The organism is Tessaracoccus luoxuelianae (assembly GCF_054483915.1).
The window spans coordinates 943,226-959,796 of sequence record NZ_CM137013.1; the positions used below are offsets into that span (position 1 = coordinate 943,226).

At 70.9% G+C, this 16,571-nt stretch carries 15 protein-coding genes and 1 pseudogene; 4 read left to right on the top strand and 12 right to left on the bottom strand.

What is annotated here, in order from left to right; all coding sequences use genetic code 11:
- Positions 1-51 precede the first annotated feature (51 nt).
- Positions 52-1,563, bottom strand: a complete 1,512-nt coding sequence (locus ACX1D1_RS03955; protein ID WP_459056017.1) for a carboxylesterase/lipase family protein — start codon at positions 1,561-1,563, stop codon at positions 52-54.
- Between the two features lie 31 nt (positions 1,564-1,594).
- Entirely contained in the window at positions 1,595-2,614 is a 1,020-nt protein-coding gene (locus ACX1D1_RS03960) for a helix-turn-helix domain-containing protein (protein WP_459056018.1), read from the bottom strand.
- A gap of 81 nt (positions 2,615-2,695) precedes the next feature.
- On the opposite strand from ACX1D1_RS03960, the gene ACX1D1_RS03965 reads away from it, so the two are divergent.
- A complete protein-coding gene (locus ACX1D1_RS03965) occupies positions 2,696-2,989 on the top strand; it encodes a hypothetical protein (protein ID WP_459056019.1) in 294 nt (97 codons plus the stop codon).
- Here the strand turns inward: ACX1D1_RS03965 and ACX1D1_RS03970 are convergent.
- The 5 genes from ACX1D1_RS03970 to ACX1D1_RS03990 all read right to left on the bottom strand — a co-directional run bounded on the left by ACX1D1_RS03970 (position 2,971) and on the right by ACX1D1_RS03990 (position 9,901).
- A complete protein-coding gene (locus ACX1D1_RS03970) occupies positions 2,971-4,269 on the bottom strand; it encodes a multidrug effflux MFS transporter (RefSeq protein ID WP_459056020.1) in 1,299 nt (432 codons plus the stop codon). The two genes, ACX1D1_RS03965 and ACX1D1_RS03970, sit on opposite strands and share 19 nt — an antisense overlap.
- Before the next feature lie 11 nt (positions 4,270-4,280).
- Positions 4,281-7,079, bottom strand: coding sequence for a PEP/pyruvate-binding domain-containing protein (locus tag ACX1D1_RS03975; protein ID WP_459056021.1), 2,799 nt, complete (start codon positions 7,077-7,079; stop codon positions 4,281-4,283).
- A gap of 22 nt (positions 7,080-7,101) precedes the next feature.
- Positions 7,102-7,809, bottom strand: coding sequence for a DUF4336 domain-containing protein (locus ACX1D1_RS03980; RefSeq protein ID WP_459056022.1), 708 nt, complete (start codon positions 7,807-7,809; stop codon positions 7,102-7,104).
- Between the two features lie 118 nt (positions 7,810-7,927).
- Positions 7,928-9,439, bottom strand: a complete 1,512-nt coding sequence (locus ACX1D1_RS03985) for a hypothetical protein (RefSeq protein WP_459056023.1) — start codon at positions 9,437-9,439, stop codon at positions 7,928-7,930.
- A gap of 168 nt (positions 9,440-9,607) precedes the next feature.
- Positions 9,608-9,901: a DUF1905 domain-containing protein gene (locus tag ACX1D1_RS03990; protein ID WP_459056024.1), complete on the bottom strand. Its 294-nt coding sequence runs from the start codon at positions 9,899-9,901 to the stop codon at positions 9,608-9,610.
- A gap of 147 nt (positions 9,902-10,048) precedes the next feature.
- Between ACX1D1_RS03990 and ACX1D1_RS03995 the strand changes: the two genes are divergently transcribed.
- Together ACX1D1_RS03995 and ACX1D1_RS04000 are read left to right on the top strand one after the other, a co-directional pair.
- Complete coding sequence (locus ACX1D1_RS03995) at positions 10,049-10,750, top strand: hypothetical protein (RefSeq protein WP_459056025.1); 702 nt, start codon at positions 10,049-10,051, stop codon at positions 10,748-10,750.
- Entirely contained in the window at positions 10,740-12,053 is a 1,314-nt protein-coding gene (locus tag ACX1D1_RS04000; RefSeq protein ID WP_459056026.1) for a wax ester/triacylglycerol synthase domain-containing protein, read from the top strand. The genes ACX1D1_RS03995 and ACX1D1_RS04000 overlap by 11 nt, the downstream gene beginning before the upstream one ends.
- On the opposite strand, the gene ACX1D1_RS04005 is transcribed toward ACX1D1_RS04000, so the two are convergent.
- The 4 genes from ACX1D1_RS04005 to ACX1D1_RS04020 form a co-directional block, all read right to left on the bottom strand.
- The gene (locus ACX1D1_RS04005) at positions 12,050-12,481 is read right to left on the bottom strand and encodes a VOC family protein (protein WP_459056027.1); all 432 of its coding nucleotides are present in this window, start codon (positions 12,479-12,481) and stop codon (positions 12,050-12,052) included. The genes ACX1D1_RS04000 and ACX1D1_RS04005 overlap by 4 nt on opposite strands.
- An 80-nt stretch (positions 12,482-12,561) precedes the next feature.
- Entirely contained in the window at positions 12,562-13,359 is a 798-nt protein-coding gene (locus tag ACX1D1_RS04010; RefSeq protein ID WP_459056028.1) for a hypothetical protein, read from the bottom strand.
- A gap of 52 nt (positions 13,360-13,411) precedes the next feature.
- Positions 13,412-14,284 (bottom strand): DUF1295 domain-containing protein, encoded by an 873-nt coding sequence (locus ACX1D1_RS04015; protein ID WP_459056029.1) that lies wholly within the window; start codon positions 14,282-14,284, stop codon positions 13,412-13,414.
- The gene (locus ACX1D1_RS04020) at positions 14,281-14,757 is read right to left on the bottom strand and encodes a glutathione peroxidase (protein ID WP_459056030.1); all 477 of its coding nucleotides are present in this window, start codon (positions 14,755-14,757) and stop codon (positions 14,281-14,283) included. The genes ACX1D1_RS04015 and ACX1D1_RS04020 overlap by 4 nt, the downstream gene beginning before the upstream one ends.
- Before the next feature lie 33 nt (positions 14,758-14,790).
- Between ACX1D1_RS04020 and ACX1D1_RS04025 the strand changes: the two are divergent.
- Positions 14,791-15,260: pseudogene (locus tag ACX1D1_RS04025) on the top strand (DoxX-related protein).
- A gap of 10 nt (positions 15,261-15,270) precedes the next feature.
- Here the strand turns inward: ACX1D1_RS04025 and ACX1D1_RS04030 are convergent.
- Positions 15,271-16,470 carry a cytochrome P450 gene (locus tag ACX1D1_RS04030; RefSeq protein WP_459056031.1) on the bottom strand — a complete coding sequence of 400 codons (1,200 nt, stop codon included), beginning with the start codon at positions 16,468-16,470 and terminating at the stop codon, positions 15,271-15,273.
- Between the last annotated feature and the right edge of the window lie 101 nt (positions 16,471-16,571).

Below are 16,571 nucleotides of genomic sequence, written 5' to 3' on the forward strand. Positions count from 1 at the left end.
CGGTGGCGGCCCTCGCTCACGCGGGGGCCGTCGCGGCGCGTTGAGCCGTCGTTAGCCGCGTACTGCCGGTACCCCTGCAGACGGGGACCCAGCCGCGCGCGTCTCGAAGCCGTACCCGTCCCGCTCGGATGGGGCGGCGTCGAAGACCATCGTGCGGGGACTCCCGGGACGCCACGGCGACCACGGTGCCTCGTGCGTGGTGGCGAACCGCACCCAGGCGCCGTGCATGGCATCGGCCAGGTCCTGCGGGGCGCCGGGGCCGCACGACGACACCACAGACGGATCCGCCAGGTTGTCCCAGGCGAACGGTAGGTCGCAACAGTGGGTGGCAAGGCCGTGGGTCGGGTTGGGCCATCGGAAGTCGTACGCCCAGGTGGGTCCCTGGCCTGCCCGGCTGCGGGCCGTGGCCACCTCCGGCACCCAACGACGGAAGGTTGAGACCGTCAGGAGCTGACCGACCAGCAGCGGCCCGCTCAGCTCCGGATGGGCCGCGACGAGCTCGTCGGTCAGCTCCCCAAGCGGGCTGGCGCGGATCAGCTCCACAGGGTCGGCGTCACCGAGCGCGGGGGCGAGCTCCGTGCCGATCAGCGTGAACTCGTGCGCCACCGCGCCGAGGAGGAGCGGGCGCGGGTCCGCGGCGACGGCGGCCACCCAGTCGGCAGGGAGGGAGGCGGGGTCGGCTTGCGGGAGGAACTGCAGTCCCAGGATCCCGGGTCCGGCGGCCAGCCCGTCGACCAGGTCCTGCGGTGAGCCGGGCGGACCTGCGGGCGGGGCCTCCAGCTGGGCGGCGGCGTCCAGCACCTGGTCCTCGGTGAGGCCGCGGAACCCGTCCAGCGTGGCGGGGACTCCAGCCAGCTCGGCCAGCCGTGCGGAGCGGCGCTCCGCGAGCTCCAGGGAGACGGGCGACAACGAGCCGGATTGGCTGATGGCGGCATGGAACAGGCCGGTGGCAAGCGGGGATGCCAGCAGCGCCAGCACGGAGCCGCCGCCCGCGGACTGTCCCGCGATGGTCACCCGAGCAGGGTCGCCGCCGAACGCCGCGATATTCCGCTTCACCCAGCGCAGGCCCTCAATCTGGTCCAGCAGGCCCCGGTTGGCGGGTGCGCCGTCGATGGCGCCGAACCCGTCGAAGCCCAGCCGGTAGCCCACGCTCACGGTCACCACTCCGTCGCGGTTGAAGGCGAAGCCGTCGTACCAGGGGCTGGCCGGCGAGCCGGCCTTGTACCCGCCCCCGTGGATCCAGAACAGCACGGGCAGGGAGGCGTTGGTGTCGCCCGGGGCGGGCGTGAAGACGTTGACGGTCAGGATGTCGTCGCCCGGGATGCTCGGCTCGGGGATCGCGGTGACCTCGCCGAACGGTCGCCGTTGAGCGGTGGCGCCGTAGTCCACAGCGTCGCGGATCCCGGTCCACCGCGCGCGTGGCACCGGGGCCAGGAACCGCAGGTCCCCGATGGGGGCCTCCGCGAAGGGGATCCCGAGGAAGGCGGCGCTGGTGCCGCGCCACACCCCGCTGACGGTCCCCTCTGCCGTGTGGACGAGGGGGTGCTCGGCGGGATCGGTCATGAGTTGGGCTCCTGATCTGTGGCGACGGCGCTCACGCCGACAGTAACGGCACGAGGTCGCGACGGCTGGCCACGCCTGTCTTGACGAAGATCGACTTGAGGTGGTCCTGGACGGTGTACGGGGCAAGGTGGAGGGCGCTGGCAATCGAGGTGGTGTCGAGGCCGCGCGCCACCTTCCGCACGATCTCTGCCTCCCGGGCGGTGAGTCCGAACGCGCGGACGCACAGGTCGAGCCGCTCGGCGGCAGTGGTGGGTTCAACCGTCACGCTGATCAAGCCAGAAGGACGCAGCCGAGCGGCGCGCACCGCCACCCAACGCCCGTCGCCGAGGTGGGTCCGTGCGACCGGCTCGTGCGCATCGATGCCCTCCTCAGAGGCGAGGAGTTGCGCGGCGGCGTTCATCGCAGCCGCGGGCACGGGCGCCTGTCCGTCCGGGTGGGGGAGCAGCCGCTGCAGCCTGTCGTCCATTTCCGGGGTGATTCCCTGGATCCTCAGGCCGTCATCCATGAGCAGGCTGGCCGGCCCGGGATGAGCCGGCTCGTCCGAGGGTAGCCTCCGCAGGGTCTCCGCCTGGGCCCCGCGGAGCGCCGCTGTGAGGTCTGGCAGAACCGACGCGAGCAGGCGGAGATCGCCGGGCTTGAGCGGTGCCGTGAGCCACAGGTCGAGGAATCCCCAGCATCCATGCCCGTCCCGGAACACGGCCGAGGCCACGTCGACGACACCGATCGGCTGCTGCACCTCCCGCCACAGGCGACTGGCCGAGGCCCGGTCACCCAGACCGGCGACGTCGGTGAGGGTGGTCCACCTGTTCGTGGAGGTGGCGTACTTGAGGCGGATCGCCGATGCCAGGTCCTGGACCCCGGGGACCTCCGCGAGCGGATCAGAGCCGACGCACGACTCCGGGTCCGTCAACACCCACACGTAGCAGTCGAAGCTGAACACCCGCCGCAACTCGCCGATCACCGCGATCCGCAGCGCGCGCCCATCGAGCCCCTTCGAGCAGAGGCGGAGGATCGAGCTGCGCACCTGGTCCGCTGGCGCTTGCCTCGTCACCGTCCCACGGTACCAACCCCGCCATCAAGGACCCAGGCTTCTGGGATGGGATCAGAGCAGGGCCAGAGGCATGGTGGTTGCATGATCACACTCCACATCGAGCACCCCATCTCCGATTTCGACACCTGGCGTGCGGCCTTCGCCGGGTTCGAGGACGCCCGGTCCCGGGCAGGCGTCCGCAGCCACACCGTCCGGCAGCCTGTCGACGATCCCGCCTACGTCCTCGTCGACCTGGAGTTCGACACCGCGGGCCAGGCCCAGGCGTTCGAGGAGTTCCTCCGCACGCGGGTGTGGGGTGTGCCGGCCAACAGCCCCGCGCTGGCCGGTGCTCCGGTCACCCGGATCCTCGAGGTCCGTCACTCCTCCCTGTCCTGACCTTGCATCGCGTGTCCCGTCAGCGGGGCGCGGCGTGCCGTGAGGAACGCCGCGCCGGAGACGCACGCCGCCCCCACCATGGTCAGCGCCATCGGGAGCGTGGCCTCCGGGCCACCCAACCCCACCAACGGTGCGGCAAGGGCCCCGAGGAGCGCCTGCAGCACGCCGACGACCGCCGTCCCGGTCCCGATCGCGTGGGACGACTCGCCCAAGGCGAGCGACATGGTGCTCCCCATGATGGGAGCCAGGCTGCCAACGGTCAGCAGCAGCACGAAGATCCACACCGCCAGCGGTGCGTCCAGGAGGGATGCCGCCAGGGTGCAGCAGGTCCCGACCAGCAACGCCACGATCCCGAAGCGGGCCGTCCCGGCGGGGTTCGACACGCCCTCTCGCGCCTGACGCCCCAGGTGCCGGTGGACCAGCGCCATCGACATGCCCAGTCCGGTGGCGATCCCGGCGTTGACCCACGCGTACTGCTGCGCGGACAGGCCGAGCCGGTTCTGGAACAGGAACGGGGCGGCGGCCATGAACACGAACATCGTCGAGAACCCCGACGACAACGCCACCGCGTAGCCGACGAACCGTCGGTTCGTGATCAGCCCGCCCACCGTGCGCCCGAGCTCGACGAGCCCCCCGCGGCGGCGCTCCGCTTCGGGCAGCGACTCGTCCACGGTCAGCATGACGCCCACCACCATCGGCACGCCCATGAGGGCCAGGAAGATGAAGACCGTCCGCCACGAGCCCACCAGAAGCAGCCCGGACCCGATCAGCGGGGCCGCCACGGGCGCGATCACCCCCATCAGCATCAACACAGTGATCAGCTGAGCCAGGCGGGTCCCGCTGGCGTGGTCGGCGACGACCGCCCGCGACAGCACCTGGCCGGAGCACGCGGCCCAGCCCTGCACGGCCCGGAACACGAGGAGCAGCCCGATCGACGGGGCGGCCGCGCAGAGCAGGCTGGCCGCGATGTAGCACACCAGCCCCACCAGGAGCGGCCGACGGCGTCCCACCGCATCCGACAGCGGCCCCCAGGTCAGCTGGCCCACCGCGATGCCCAGCAGGTAGGCGGTCAGGGTGAGTTGCGTGGAGGAGGTCGACGCACCCAGATCCGCAGCCACCGTCGGCAGCGCAGGCAGGTAGGCGCTGGTTGACAAGGCGTTGATGGCCGACAGCAGGGCGAGCACGCCGACCGTGACGCCCGTCAGGCCGGCGTCGGCGAACAGCGACCCGCCGGCTCGTGCCCCGAGCCCCCCATCCGCGTCATCGCGCCCCGGCGCCACCGTCGACCACCTCACTCGCCGGGAGGGGCGGGGTCCACGGCCTCGTCGAGGATCTCGATCGTCCCGGTCATCCCGTCCAGGCGGATCCGCTGCCCGGTGTGGAGTCTCGCGGTGGCCTGGTGGACGCCGACCACTGCGGGGATCCCGTACTCGCGGGCCACCACCGAGCCGTGGGTCATCATGCCGCCCACCTCGGTGATGAGGCCGCCGGCCGACAGGAACAGCGGCGTCCAGGCCGGGTCCGTGCCGGGGCAGACAAGGATCTCCCCGGGCAGCAGGTGGGTGGTCTGGGGATCGAACACCACCCTGACCAGACCCTCCGCGATCCCAGGCGACACGGGGCTCCCGCTCATCGCCCCGTCGACGCTGCCCACCCCCTCGTAGAAAGCGCGGCCGTCGCCAGCGATCACCCGCGGGACCTGCCGACGTCGGCGCTCGCGGTCCGCGAGGTCGCGGCGCGCGGCCACGACAGACCTCCACACCTCGGCCGGTTCCGCCCGGAGTCGTTCGAGCTCGTCGACGTGCAGGAAGAAGACATCCTCGGCACGGTCCAGCACACCGGCGCGCACCAGGTCCCCGCCGCTGGCCAGCAGCCCCTCCCGCACCAGCCCGAGCGCACGGATCATCGTGAACTTCGGCGTCTCCCGGGCGCCCAGGAGAGTGCGCATCCTCCCGATCATGAACCGGGCGCTGGCCGCCCTCCCGCGGGCCCTCCCACCGCCGGAGGAGATCAGCAGAGCAGACAACTCGTCCTTGGCCCGAGCGGCGCGCGCCGCGCCGCGCGCGAACACGGCGTCGGGCGCCTGCTCGGGGTCGCGGATCTGCGTGTAGCTCTGCAGGCTGCGCATCACGTCGATCGGGTTCTCCCGCCAGCGGGGCACCCCGAGGTCGATCTCCCCGACGCCACGCATCCCGTATTCCGCGAGGAAGGCCGCCACCGCCCCCTGGGCCTGGGTGGGGAGCTGACCCGCCGCAAACCGGTCGGCCAGCTCGGCGGCCTCCAGCTCCTCGAACGCGCGCAACGAGGCCGGCTCCGCCTGGATGTCGGCGGCCGTGCGCCACAGGGCCAGGTCCATCTCGGTGGTCACATTGCCGGGCAGCCCGCGGAGGACCTCCATCGCCAACACCTGTGCCTCATCGCCGGCTTCGTGCGCCGTCGCCTTCACGCGGACCATCATGGCCATGCCCGGCCCGATGACGGGGATGAAGGCGCGCACCACAACCGGGAACAACCCCTCCAAGGTCGCCCTCATCGCCCGCGTCCGCGCGGCCAGGCGCACCCACGGATCCTCGTCCGCGCCGGCCTCGGCCTCCCGCCGCTGCGCCTCGGCGAGCAGTGCGGCCATCCTGGCATCCATGCCACGGCGTCGACGCGCCGGAGCGAGGACCGCACCCGGGATCTGCGGCACCACCTGGGCCACGAGCCTCGCCAGCCCCCGCACGGTTGCCCAGCTCGGGCGGCCGGGCCTGGGGGCCCACCCGGCTTCACGGGCCAACCCGGCCAGGATCTCGCCGAAGCTCGGCTCCAGCATGGGCAACACCCTGGGCAGGATCCGGCCGCCCAGCCGGTGACGGACAATCCCGTCGATCCGGATCCAGAGGCGCTCACCCGCGGGCGTCAGGTAGCCGGCCCTCGCCAGGTCGACCCGGGGCCCCACCAGCTCGGTGACCCCCGACAGCATCATCGAGATCGCGTCACGCCCCAGGGGCGTGATCGGCTGCAGCATCCCCTGGATGGCGCCGAAGGAGAACCACAGCGCCTCGCTTCCCCCGGTGGGGACTGGGTACAACGACGTGATGGCGCGCGCCTGCAGCAGGTAGATCGCCTCATCGGCGATGGCCCACTCCAGGTCCTGCGGGGTCCCGTACTCGTCGGCCACCGATCGCCCCAGGGCCACCAACTCGCGCACCTCGGCATCGCTCAGCGACAGCCCGGGGTCGGGCTCCCGTGCAGAGGTGGTCACCCCGCCGCCCGAAAGAGCCGTCGTGACCACCGCCTTCGCGCCCACCGATCGGCTGATCCGGCCGGTCTCGGAGTCGACGACGAAGTGGTCGGGCTCGACCTGGCCCGACACCAGCGCCTCGCCCAGCCCCCACGTCGCGTCGATCACGGTTTCGGTGCGTGCGCCGGTGAGCGGGTTGGCGGTGAACAGGACGCCGCTGGCCTGCGCCGGAACCAACAGCTGAACCACCGCCGCGAGCGCCACACCGTCGTGGGGGATGCCGTTGCGGGCCCGGTAGCCGATGGCGCGCGCCGTCCACAGGCTCGACCAGCAGCTCACCAAGGCCTCCATCACGGCGTCGAGGCCGACCACGTTGAGGAAGGTGTCCTGCTGCCCCGCGAACGACAGGTCCGGCAGGTCTTCGGCCGTCGCCGACGAACGCACCGCCAGTGCGGAGTCCGGCTCGAACGTCTGCTCCCAGGCCGCGCGCACCGCCCCCACCACCTCGACGGGGATCGCGCCGTCGGCGAAGGCCCGCCGGATCAGGCCCGAGGCTGCCTCCAGCGCGGCCGCGTCGCCCGGATCCACCCCCGCGACGATGTCCCCGAGCCGAGTCGTCAGGTCGTTTGCGGCGACGAAGAGGCGATACGCCGCCGCGGACACCACGAAACCCGGCGGCACCCTGAACCCTGCGCGGGTCAGCCGCACCAGGTTGATGCCCTTCCCGCCGCAGGACTCCAACGTGGCAGCAGGTGCGTCAAAGCTCAGCGTCAGCGCCGACCGGCCTCCAGCCGCCGTCGATTCCCGTGGATCTGCCGCGCCGTCGCTCGCGCCCACGCGCCCGGCCTTGTCGTGTGTGAACACCATCATTCTCCTGACCAGCGCGGACTCAGTCACCGGGGCCCAGCCAGGAGAATGCCTCCTCGACCATTCGCCTGCCGTCTCGGGTGATCACCGGCCCGTGCGCCACGACGACCTGATCGAAGTCCCACTCCAGGATCCTGCGGATCGACTGGCGCGCCGCGGCGCGATCCCGGAACGTCAGCCTGATGTCGCGGGCGACGCCGCCGCGCGGGGCCGCCACCCCACCCAGCGCGATGAGGGCGTTGCGGAGGGGGTGTCCTGGGTGGCGCTCGTGCGCCTGGATGAGGTCCTCCACCAGGAGGGTGCGGGACGCGGCGTGGAAGAAGACCACCTCGCTCACCAGCGCGCTGCCACGGACGATGGCCTGGTCGAGGTCGCCGGCCCAGGCCTCCGGTGCATGCTGCCCGAGGATTTCGGCCTTGGGGAGGTCACCGTTCTTGAGAGTGACCGCCGTGATCGGGCTCGACCACAGCTCTGCTTCCGGGAAGAGTGCATGCCAGGCGTGGAGTCGCCAGTAGTGCCGGGGGGTGGGCGACACGAGATGGCGGACCGGGCCCAATGCGGCGATCTCTGCGATCGTGGCGAATGGCGCAGGGACCGGTGAGGCGATCCACACCGACCCGTCGCCCAGCCGAACCACCGTCATCCGGGTGGTGAAGGCGATCCCCATGTCGCGCACGACCGGTCCCTCGACAACGTACAGATCCTCGCCCAACGCCCGGAGCCCAGCCATGGCCACAGCCTACGGCGAGGAGACCTGACGCAGGGGCGCCCGGCGGAGACGGGCGCCCCTGATCTGCAGGGGTACGCCGCTCCCGGCCCCCGAGGACCGCTGCAATGACTGTGAGGGGTCAGAACGTCGCGTACTGGTCCTCGAAGGGCAGCTCCACCCGCACGAAGTTGAGGTCGGTCTCGCCGTTGGACCAGCAGAGCTGATTGTCCTTGTACAGATAGAGCGATCGCCCGGGAGCGCCCTTCAAGGTGAGCGTCGAGTCCGGGTTGTAGATGACGGGACTCTTGTAGTTGCCTCCCCACAGGCCCCAGTCCGCGTAGCTGTAGACGCCCTCGCCGATGTAGCGGTACGCCGGGCTGGTGTTCTTGCGGAGGTAGAGGTCGTTGCCATAGGCGTACCAGTCCAACCCGTGGGCCTGCTTCTCATCGCCCACCAGGACGACATAGTTGTTGGTGCCGACCCCGAGCCAGCCGAGGAACGCCCCGCTGGAAAGGCTGTAGCACTTGACTGGGGCGAAGGCGCTGGACTGGCCGGCCATGATCGCCGCCCACGTGCTCCATCCCCACCAGTCGGAGGTCCACGAGAAGTCGCTGCGGTTGCTCACGTCGTTGCGGCGCTGGACCACCCCGGTGGCGCCGTCGCGGTGGAAGAGGGGGGAGAAGTTCTCCTTCGTCGAGACGTCTGCCACCCGCACGAGGTCCGGAATGAAGGCCAGCGCCGTGTACTGGTGCTGGCCGCCGAGGTGGGCGCTCCACACGTCGTCCGCGGACGCCTGGGTGGCGCGGACCACCATGGCGCGGTTGTCCCCCGAGACGGCGTCGAGCAGCCGCTTGTCCCCGTACGCCACCCAGGAGTTCCCGGCGGCGTTGCTCACCTTCAGTCCGTTGTGGGAGTCCTCATCATGCATGCAGCGGACAAGGAGGCTCCCCATCGTGCCGCTCATCCCGGGGATCGGGGTGGCGACCTGCTCCGACAGCTCCTTGCGCGGGGCGCGCAGGTGGCCGGCCGAGAACAGGTCGGTGAGGAAGTGGTCCGCGAACGCGTTGAGGGCATAGGCCTCCTGCATCCGGGTCTCGGCCTGGGCCGCTGACTCGCCAGGGACGGCCGCGGCGTGCTCCATCGCGAGCTCGTGTCCCGCCGAGTAGGCGGCGACGGCGTATTCGGTGAAGTGGTCCCAGTTCTCGGCGGCGAGCTGGAGGTACCGGCCCATCACCACTGGAAGGTCACCCACGTTCTCGCCCCCCGTCACCACGTTCCAGCGCATCGACAGGGAGTCGCCGAGCACCGCGTAGGCGGTCGAGGGGTCCTTCTTCGCGGCGAGCGCAGCGTCGATGGCCCGGATCTCCTCGGCCATGATCGAGATGATCTGCAGCGTCTGGCTCCAGTTGGCACCCAGGCTGGCGAAGGCCGCAGTGAACGCGGCCCGCCGGTCGGTGGCGGTGCTGATCGGCGCACCGACCACCCCGAAGAAGTCCCCGGCCAGAGCGATCGTCTGTCCGTAGGTGAGGCGTGCTCCGGCCGGCAGTCCGGGGAGGGGCAACGCCAACGGAAGGCCCTTGGCCGGCGTGATTGTCGCGGGGAAGTGGAGGGAGAGCTGGTCCCCGATCCAGGCGTGTTCGGCGCTTTCCATGTGGTGCTCCTTGAGGTTAGGACGCAAGCCCGGTATGTGCCTGGCAAGGCGAACCTAGCCTGACCAGCAGGGATTCCTATAGGGGAATACCCCGTTGTCGGGCGTCTGTACCCCGTCCTCTGCAGCCGCCGCCATCGCGAGGTCCTTGTGCTGGACGGGCCGCGCCGGTCACTCCACGAGCCGCAGCGCCACCGCGACCTCGTCGCCGTCCTCGAGGCCCTCGGCGACGCGGACGGCCTTCTTCATCGGCAGGATGTAGGTGCCGGCAGTGGAATCCGGGAATACGGAGGTGCGCCAGGTGGTTGCGCCGACGGTGACCTCCACCCGCACCGACCCGAACCCACGCGGCGGACCCGACACGATCCGGATCTCGTCGGCCAGATCCGACGGGACACTGACGAACCGCCAGGCCGCGTCGCCTGACCAGCGCCACAGCTCGGCGGTGAACGTGAAGTCCTCCATTCAGCACCCCTTCACCAGTCACTTGGTGGCGCTGAGTGTGTCACGCCACGCAGGCGACGTCGACGCTTTCGAGGTGCGTTCGGTGTGAAGTTGCCGGCGGCGCCGTGGGCCCTTGACGGCCCCTGAGGGCGGGAGCAGGATCGTCGTATGGCATCTGCCCGCCCCGACCTGTCCTGGCAACCCCTCTACAGGATCGGTGGAATCTCCGCTGTGGTGTTCGTGCTGCTGGTCCTGGTGCCGGTGACCCTGGTCTTCCTCGCGCCGGTCCCGCCCACTGAAGGGCGCGCCCTGCTGGAGTACATCTCCGCCCACAGGGCGGTCTACCTGGTGGAGTTGGTGAGTTTCGTCGGACTGGCGGTCCCGGCGCTGGTGGTGTTCGGCGCCCTGGCGGTGGCCCTCGCCGCGGTCAACAAGGGACTGGCGGCCATCGGGGGGCTCGTCGGGATCGCGTCGGAGACCATCGCGTTGGCGTTGGGCAGCAGCCCGCAGTCTCTGCACGGCGGCCTCGTGGTCCTGAGTGACTCCTATGCGGCGTTGGGCAGCGAGGCCGAGCGCGACGGGCTGGTGAGCGCGGCGGATGCGCTGATCGCGGCCACCAACGCCGTCTCCTGGGCCGGGATCCTGACTGCTGCCGGAATCCTGGTGCTGTCGCTGGTGATGTGGCAGGGCATGTTCGGCCGGGCGTTGGCGGTGTTCGGCATCGTGACGGCGGTGATCGGCCTGTTCAGCGAGGCGTTCCGCCCGATGATCGGCCCCGCGTACCTCATCTACGGGCTCCTGCTGCCGATCTGGTTCGGCTGGGTGGGATGGAAGCTCATGCGGCTCGGGACGACGGCCCATGCCGGGTGAGCGCGAGCGGTTGAGCGCCTCGGACGCCTCGAATCTGGTGATGGACTCGCCGGACCAGGTCAACGTGCCCCTGGTGGTCGGAGTCCTCGGCGTCGGCGGCTTCGTGTCCGCGGCCGGCGAGGCTGACCTCGACCTCCTCCGAGCCGACCTCGCAGCCAGGCTTCGGGACAGCTCGTCGTCGGGGCTGGTCCGGTTCACTCAGCGCGTCCAGGACGAGGGGCGCTCCCTGGTGTGGGAGGACTGCCGGCCGGACCTCACGTGGCATGTCCGGCAGGCTGCGCCGGTCGACGGGCTAGATGGCCTGGCGGGCATGGCCGCAACCCTGATGACACACCCGCTTCCCCTCGACCGCCCCCTGTGGGAGCTGCTGATCGTCCCGGGCGCAGGGACCGACGGCCCAGGGATCATCCTTCGCGCGCACCACTGCGTGGCCGACGGTGTCGCGGGGGTGAGGCTGTTGCAGGACCTGTTCGGCGACGACGCGTCGCCGAACACTGCCCCCGGGGCGCCGGCTGCTGCCCCCGCGCCCACCGTCGAGCCCCCGCAGCCGCGTCGGCCGCGCTGGAAGGCGGTCGCCACCGGGGTGACGCGCGTGTCATCGATCTTCAGGGCCACGGTCCCGCCCACCGTGTTGCTGGGACCGATCGGTCCCCAGCGAGGCGTGGCCTTCGCCGACGTCGAGTTCGGAGCGCTCTCCCGCGCGGCCAAGGGTGTGGGCGCCACCGTCAACGACGCGCTGCTCGCGGCGGTGACCGTCGCGGCCGAGGCGGCGCTGCGCGCCGACGGCCATCCGGTGCCGCCGATGCTGCCCGCGAGCGTCCCGGTGGCGCTGCCGGGACGGGGCGACTCCGGCAACGCCGTGGGGGTGATGCTGGTGCCGCTCGCCATGGGCGTGCCGGGTTCGGTGCCGCGGCTGACCCGGATCGCGGCCCTGACCCGGGCCGCGAAGGCGGAGGCCCGCGCCCAGGGCACGTTCGAACTGACACGCACCAGGTGGGGTTCGCGGCTGTTCGCCTGGCTGGCGAGGCGGCAGCGGTTCATCGCCCTGTTCGTCACCAACGTCCGCGGACCCGACCGGCTGCTGACGGTGGCCGGAGCGCCGGTGGAGCGGATGTGGCCAGTGGCCGTCATCCAGGGCAACGTCAGGTTCGGGGTGGCGGCCATGTCGTACGCGGGCCGGCTGGGCGTGGCCGTTCATGCCGACGCAGAGGCCCTTCCGGTGCCGGTGGCCGGCCGCGCGCTCGGGGACGAACTCACCCGCATCGCCTCGGGGGAAGTTCGCCCCCGGGGGCGTGAGTCCTAGGCCTCCGGAGCCTGCGTGTCCGTCGTCCCCTCGTACAGACCGACGTGGTTGCCGAAGGGGTCCTCAAAGATTGCCCACCAGCTGGTCTCGCTGATCGGCGCCTTGGCCATGAGCACGCGGCCGCCGTTCTCCTCTGCCTTGGCGAGGGCCTCGTCGATCGAGTCCACCTCGACGTAGGACCGCGGCTGCGTGAATCCCTCACTGCGTGGCGCCAGTCCTCCGCCACTGATCTTGTTGGGGGCCTGCCACATGGGGTAGCCCTCGAAGCCGGGCGGCTCCGCGATCTGCCAGCCGAACAGCTCGCTGTAGAAGCGCTGAGCCTGGTCGAGGTCGGTCACCGGGATGTCGATGTGGGTGATGTCTCCGTGCGGCATGCTGTCCTCCTGTTCGGCCGCCCGTCCGACGGCCTCCTCGCCCGAGTCTGGCACGCGCACCGGCGCCTTCGATAGGCATGGCCATCATCCGTGCAGGCCAGGCGCGGCATTGGCCCCGCCGTGCAACTTGGAGGTCAGATGGCGCGCAGGTAGCGCCAGAGCGCGACCGCGCTGGCCGCCACCACGATCGACACCATCAGCGTGGGCGGCAGGGTGCCGGGGTATCCGGCCGCGGCGATCAGCAGCATCGCCGCGACAATGCTGGCGCCCATCAGCACGGAGAACGCGAGCCAGGGGGCGAGCCAGAACAGGCCGTGCCTGCGGCCCTGCAGCGCCGCCACGCCCGCGAGGATGAATCCGGGCAGCACCACGGCGAGGTCGATCACGTGGATGGGGTTCACCCACAGGCCGGCCTCGGCAAGGCTCGCCGGCACCTGGCCGGTGAGCAGGGCGGGCACCAGGTCGCTGAGCCACAGCAGGGCGAAGAGGGCGCCGGTGCCGATCATGGTCCAGGCGGCCAGCGTGCGTCGTCCACCGTCGGGAAAGCTCGTGTCGCGGGCGATGAGGGCGGGTGCGGTGAAAACGACGGCGTAGGCGCTGAGGCCGAGGACCGCCACGTAGACGAGGAACAGCGCGTTGAGGTGCACCGCCATGGCGTAGACGATGTAGGCGTAGATCAGGTACAGCAGCGTCCCGAGCCAGACCAACCCGGCGCGGAGGCAACCCGCGCGGAACCGGACCGCCGATGCGATCAGGGCCACCACCGCCAGCAGGTTGCCGACGTCCTGACCCCGGGCCTGCAGCGCCCAGTTGGCCGTCTCCTGGGCATACACCCACGGAAGGAGCAGCCCGGAGACGCTGGCGACGGTGACGAGGATTGAGATCACCACGGACCAGGCGAGGACGGGGAGGGGCGGGCGCTGAGTGATCACGGGCGCACAGTACTGCAGCCCGTAGTGGCCGCCGTTGAGGGGGTGGTCGCGCTCACCGGAGCTTGGGGACGAGGACGGGGGTGCTCGCCTTGTACGCCTCGTAGTCGGCCTGTCCGCCCCACTTGGCATCCGCCTTTCGCTCCAGCAGCGGGACGCCGCTCACTTTCGTGAGCAGAAGCGCCACGAAGAGGGGGGAGATGAGCGCGACCCACTGCCAACCCTCGAGAGTGGGCAACGCGATGATCGCGACCCCGGTCCAGAGCACGATCTCGCCGAAGTAGTTGGGGTGCCTTGACCGTCCCCACAGGCCGGTGGAGATGAATCTTCCCTTGTGGGCGGGGTCGGCGTTGAAGCGGCTCTTCTGCAGGTCCGCCACGATCTCGATCCCGAAGCCGACGGCCCAGACCAGGAACCCGACCAGGGCGAATAGGTCCAGCCCGACCCGGGTGGCCGAGGTGATGGACACCCAGGCGGCGGCTGCGGTGAGCGTCACCCACAGGCCCTGGAGCGTCCACACGTTGAGGAACCGGACCACCGACGGCTTGAGTTCGTCGAAGCGGTCGTCCTTGCCGGCCCTGTGGACGCGCCGGACCAGGAAGGTGCCGAGCCGCGCGGCCCAGACGAGCAACAGGGAAGCCAGCAGCACGGCCCGGGCGTCGACCGCGGGTGTGAGGAGGACGATCACCAGAGTGATCGAGATGTAGGTCAGGCTGCCGGTCAGGTCGAAGAAGCGCTCGGTCTGCGCCGCGAACGAAGGGACGAACACGACCCACTGGATCACGAACGCGGCCGCGACCGCCATGGCGAAGACAGGGAATCCAGCGACGGTGGCCCCGCCCTGGCTGCCCGCCAGCGCCACGACCGCTCCGATCAGGACCACGAGGGGCAGCGCGATGAGCGATTGGCGGTCAGGGGAGTGGCTCACAGCAGGGCGGCGATGTCGGCCTGGATGGATGACGGCTCGACCTTGGGGGCGTAGCGACGCACGACGCGACCCTCTCGGTCGACCAGGAACTTCGTGAAGTTCCACTCGATGGCATCGCCGAGCGGGCCGGGGGCCTCCGCCCGCAGCCACGCGAACAGGGGGTGCGCGTCGTCACCGTTGACGTCGACCTTGCCGAACATCGGGAAGGTCACTCCGTAGTTGAGTGAGCAGAACTCGGCGATCTGGGCGGCGTCGTCGAACTCCTGATCGGCGAACTGGTCGCAGGGGAAGCCCAGCACCTCCAGCCCATGGGCGGAGTGGGCTGAGTAGAGCCTCTCCAACCCTGCGAACTGGGGGGTGAAGCCGCACTTGGAGGCCGTGTTCACCACGAGAACGGGCTTGCCCCGGTACTCGGACAGCGACTGCTCGCGGCCTGAGAGGGTCGACGCGGAGAATCCGTAGAGGGTAGTCACGGGCCAACTCTAGTTGTGCGGGATACTCGAGAAATGTCATCCAAGCGCGCAGCCGCCCCCTCCACCGACCACCGTTCCGGCCTCCTCAGGACTGCCGGCCGGCTCCTGCTCGGCGGCGCTCTGGTCGGCGCCGGGATCGGTCACCTCACCACGCTGCGGGGGGAGTTCCAGGCCCAGGTACCGCCGTGGCTCCCGCTGGACCCGGACTTCGTGGTGGTCGCCTCCGGTGTGGTCGAGGTGGGCCTCGGGGCGGCGCTCGTCCTGGCGCCGCGTCGCCTGCGGCCGGCGGTGGGGTGGACGACGGCGGCGTTCTTCGTCGCGATCTTCCCGGGCAACATCTCGCAGTACGTGACGGGCACCGACGCCTTCGGCCTCACCAGCGACAACGCCGCCTGGTGCGCCTCTTCTTCCAGCCGCTGCTGGTGGCCTGGGCCCTGTGGTCCACCGGCGCCTGGAGGGCGTGGCGGAGCCGCAGCCCGCGGTCGTTGCCCGAGCAGCCCTGAGGCGGACGGGTCAGCCGACGGCGACCGCCACGTCGCGCAGCGCGTAGCCGGAGATGATGTCGTCCCAGCCGAGGTGCGGCTCCCGAACCAACCGCACCGGGTGCGCGAACAACCGGGTGAGCAGGATGTCGGACTCCTGGATGGCCAGCGCGTTGCCGGGGCACTTGTGGGCGCCGTCGCCGAAGCTCATCACTTCCGGGCCGATGCCGCGGGGGAGCGGCCGGCCCGGGCACAGGTCGAGTGGCGCGTCGCCGACGGTGGCGGGATCGGCGTTGGCCTGACGGACGAACAGGTCCAGCAGGTCGCCCGCGGCCACAGTGTGAGTCTGGTCCCCGTCGGTGAACGTGAACTCGTGCTGCGCGCGCCGATACAGATGCCCGACGATGGGCTCGAGCCGCAGGATCTCGTGGAGAATGGCGTACCGCTCAGCCTCGACCGCGACGACGTAGCGCTGGCGGAGGGCGTCGTCGCGCAGCAGGTGGAGGGCCGCCATGGAGATGAACTCGCGGGTGGTGGCCATGCCGGCGGCGCCGTAGGTGACGCATTCGATGAGGATGGCGGGGACGGCGTAGCCCTCCTTGAGGAGATGACTGATCACGTCCTCCTGCGGTGCCTTGCGGCGCTCGCGGATGGCGGGGCGCACGTCCCAGAGGTAGAACCACAGCATCGGGACGCTGCCTCGGAGCTGGCGCACGGTGCTCGCGACGCGGCCCTCCGGCTCAGCCGAGGCCGGGTCGAAGGACGGCTGGTCGAACAGACGCTCCAGGCGATGCGCCATGCGGGTGAGGTTGGAGTTGGTGAGGCCGATCACCTTGGCCGCGACCTCCGTGGAGTACCGCAGCGACACGTCGTCGAGCTGTGCTCCACCCTTGGTGACCATCTCCGCGACGAGGGCGTCGGCCCGCGACTCCATCAGCTCGCGGTACCTCGCCGCTACGGTCTTCGGCGCGAAGTAGCGCGCGATCTTGCTGCGCTGGAGGCGGTGGGGCGCGCCGTCCATGAACAGGATGGGTTCGTTGGCCATGGTGCCCTCGGGGATCGCCTCGGAGTTGAACCCGGCCTGGGCGGTGGCGTCGCGCTCGCGGAGGATCTGCCGGACGGCCTCGGTGGAGCGGATCCGCCACACGCCGTCGGCGTGCTCCACGCGTGGGCTGTCGGCCTCCCCGGGTTTGACGGAGATGCGGCGGCAGGCGGCGACTTCGGCGCTCATGCGTTCAGGCTACTCCGGCCGGCCGGGTCGTCCTCGCGGGTCCGCCGGTCTCCTTGCACACCGTACTGGGTCTGCGAAGACGCCGGCGGTGTGCGAGGACG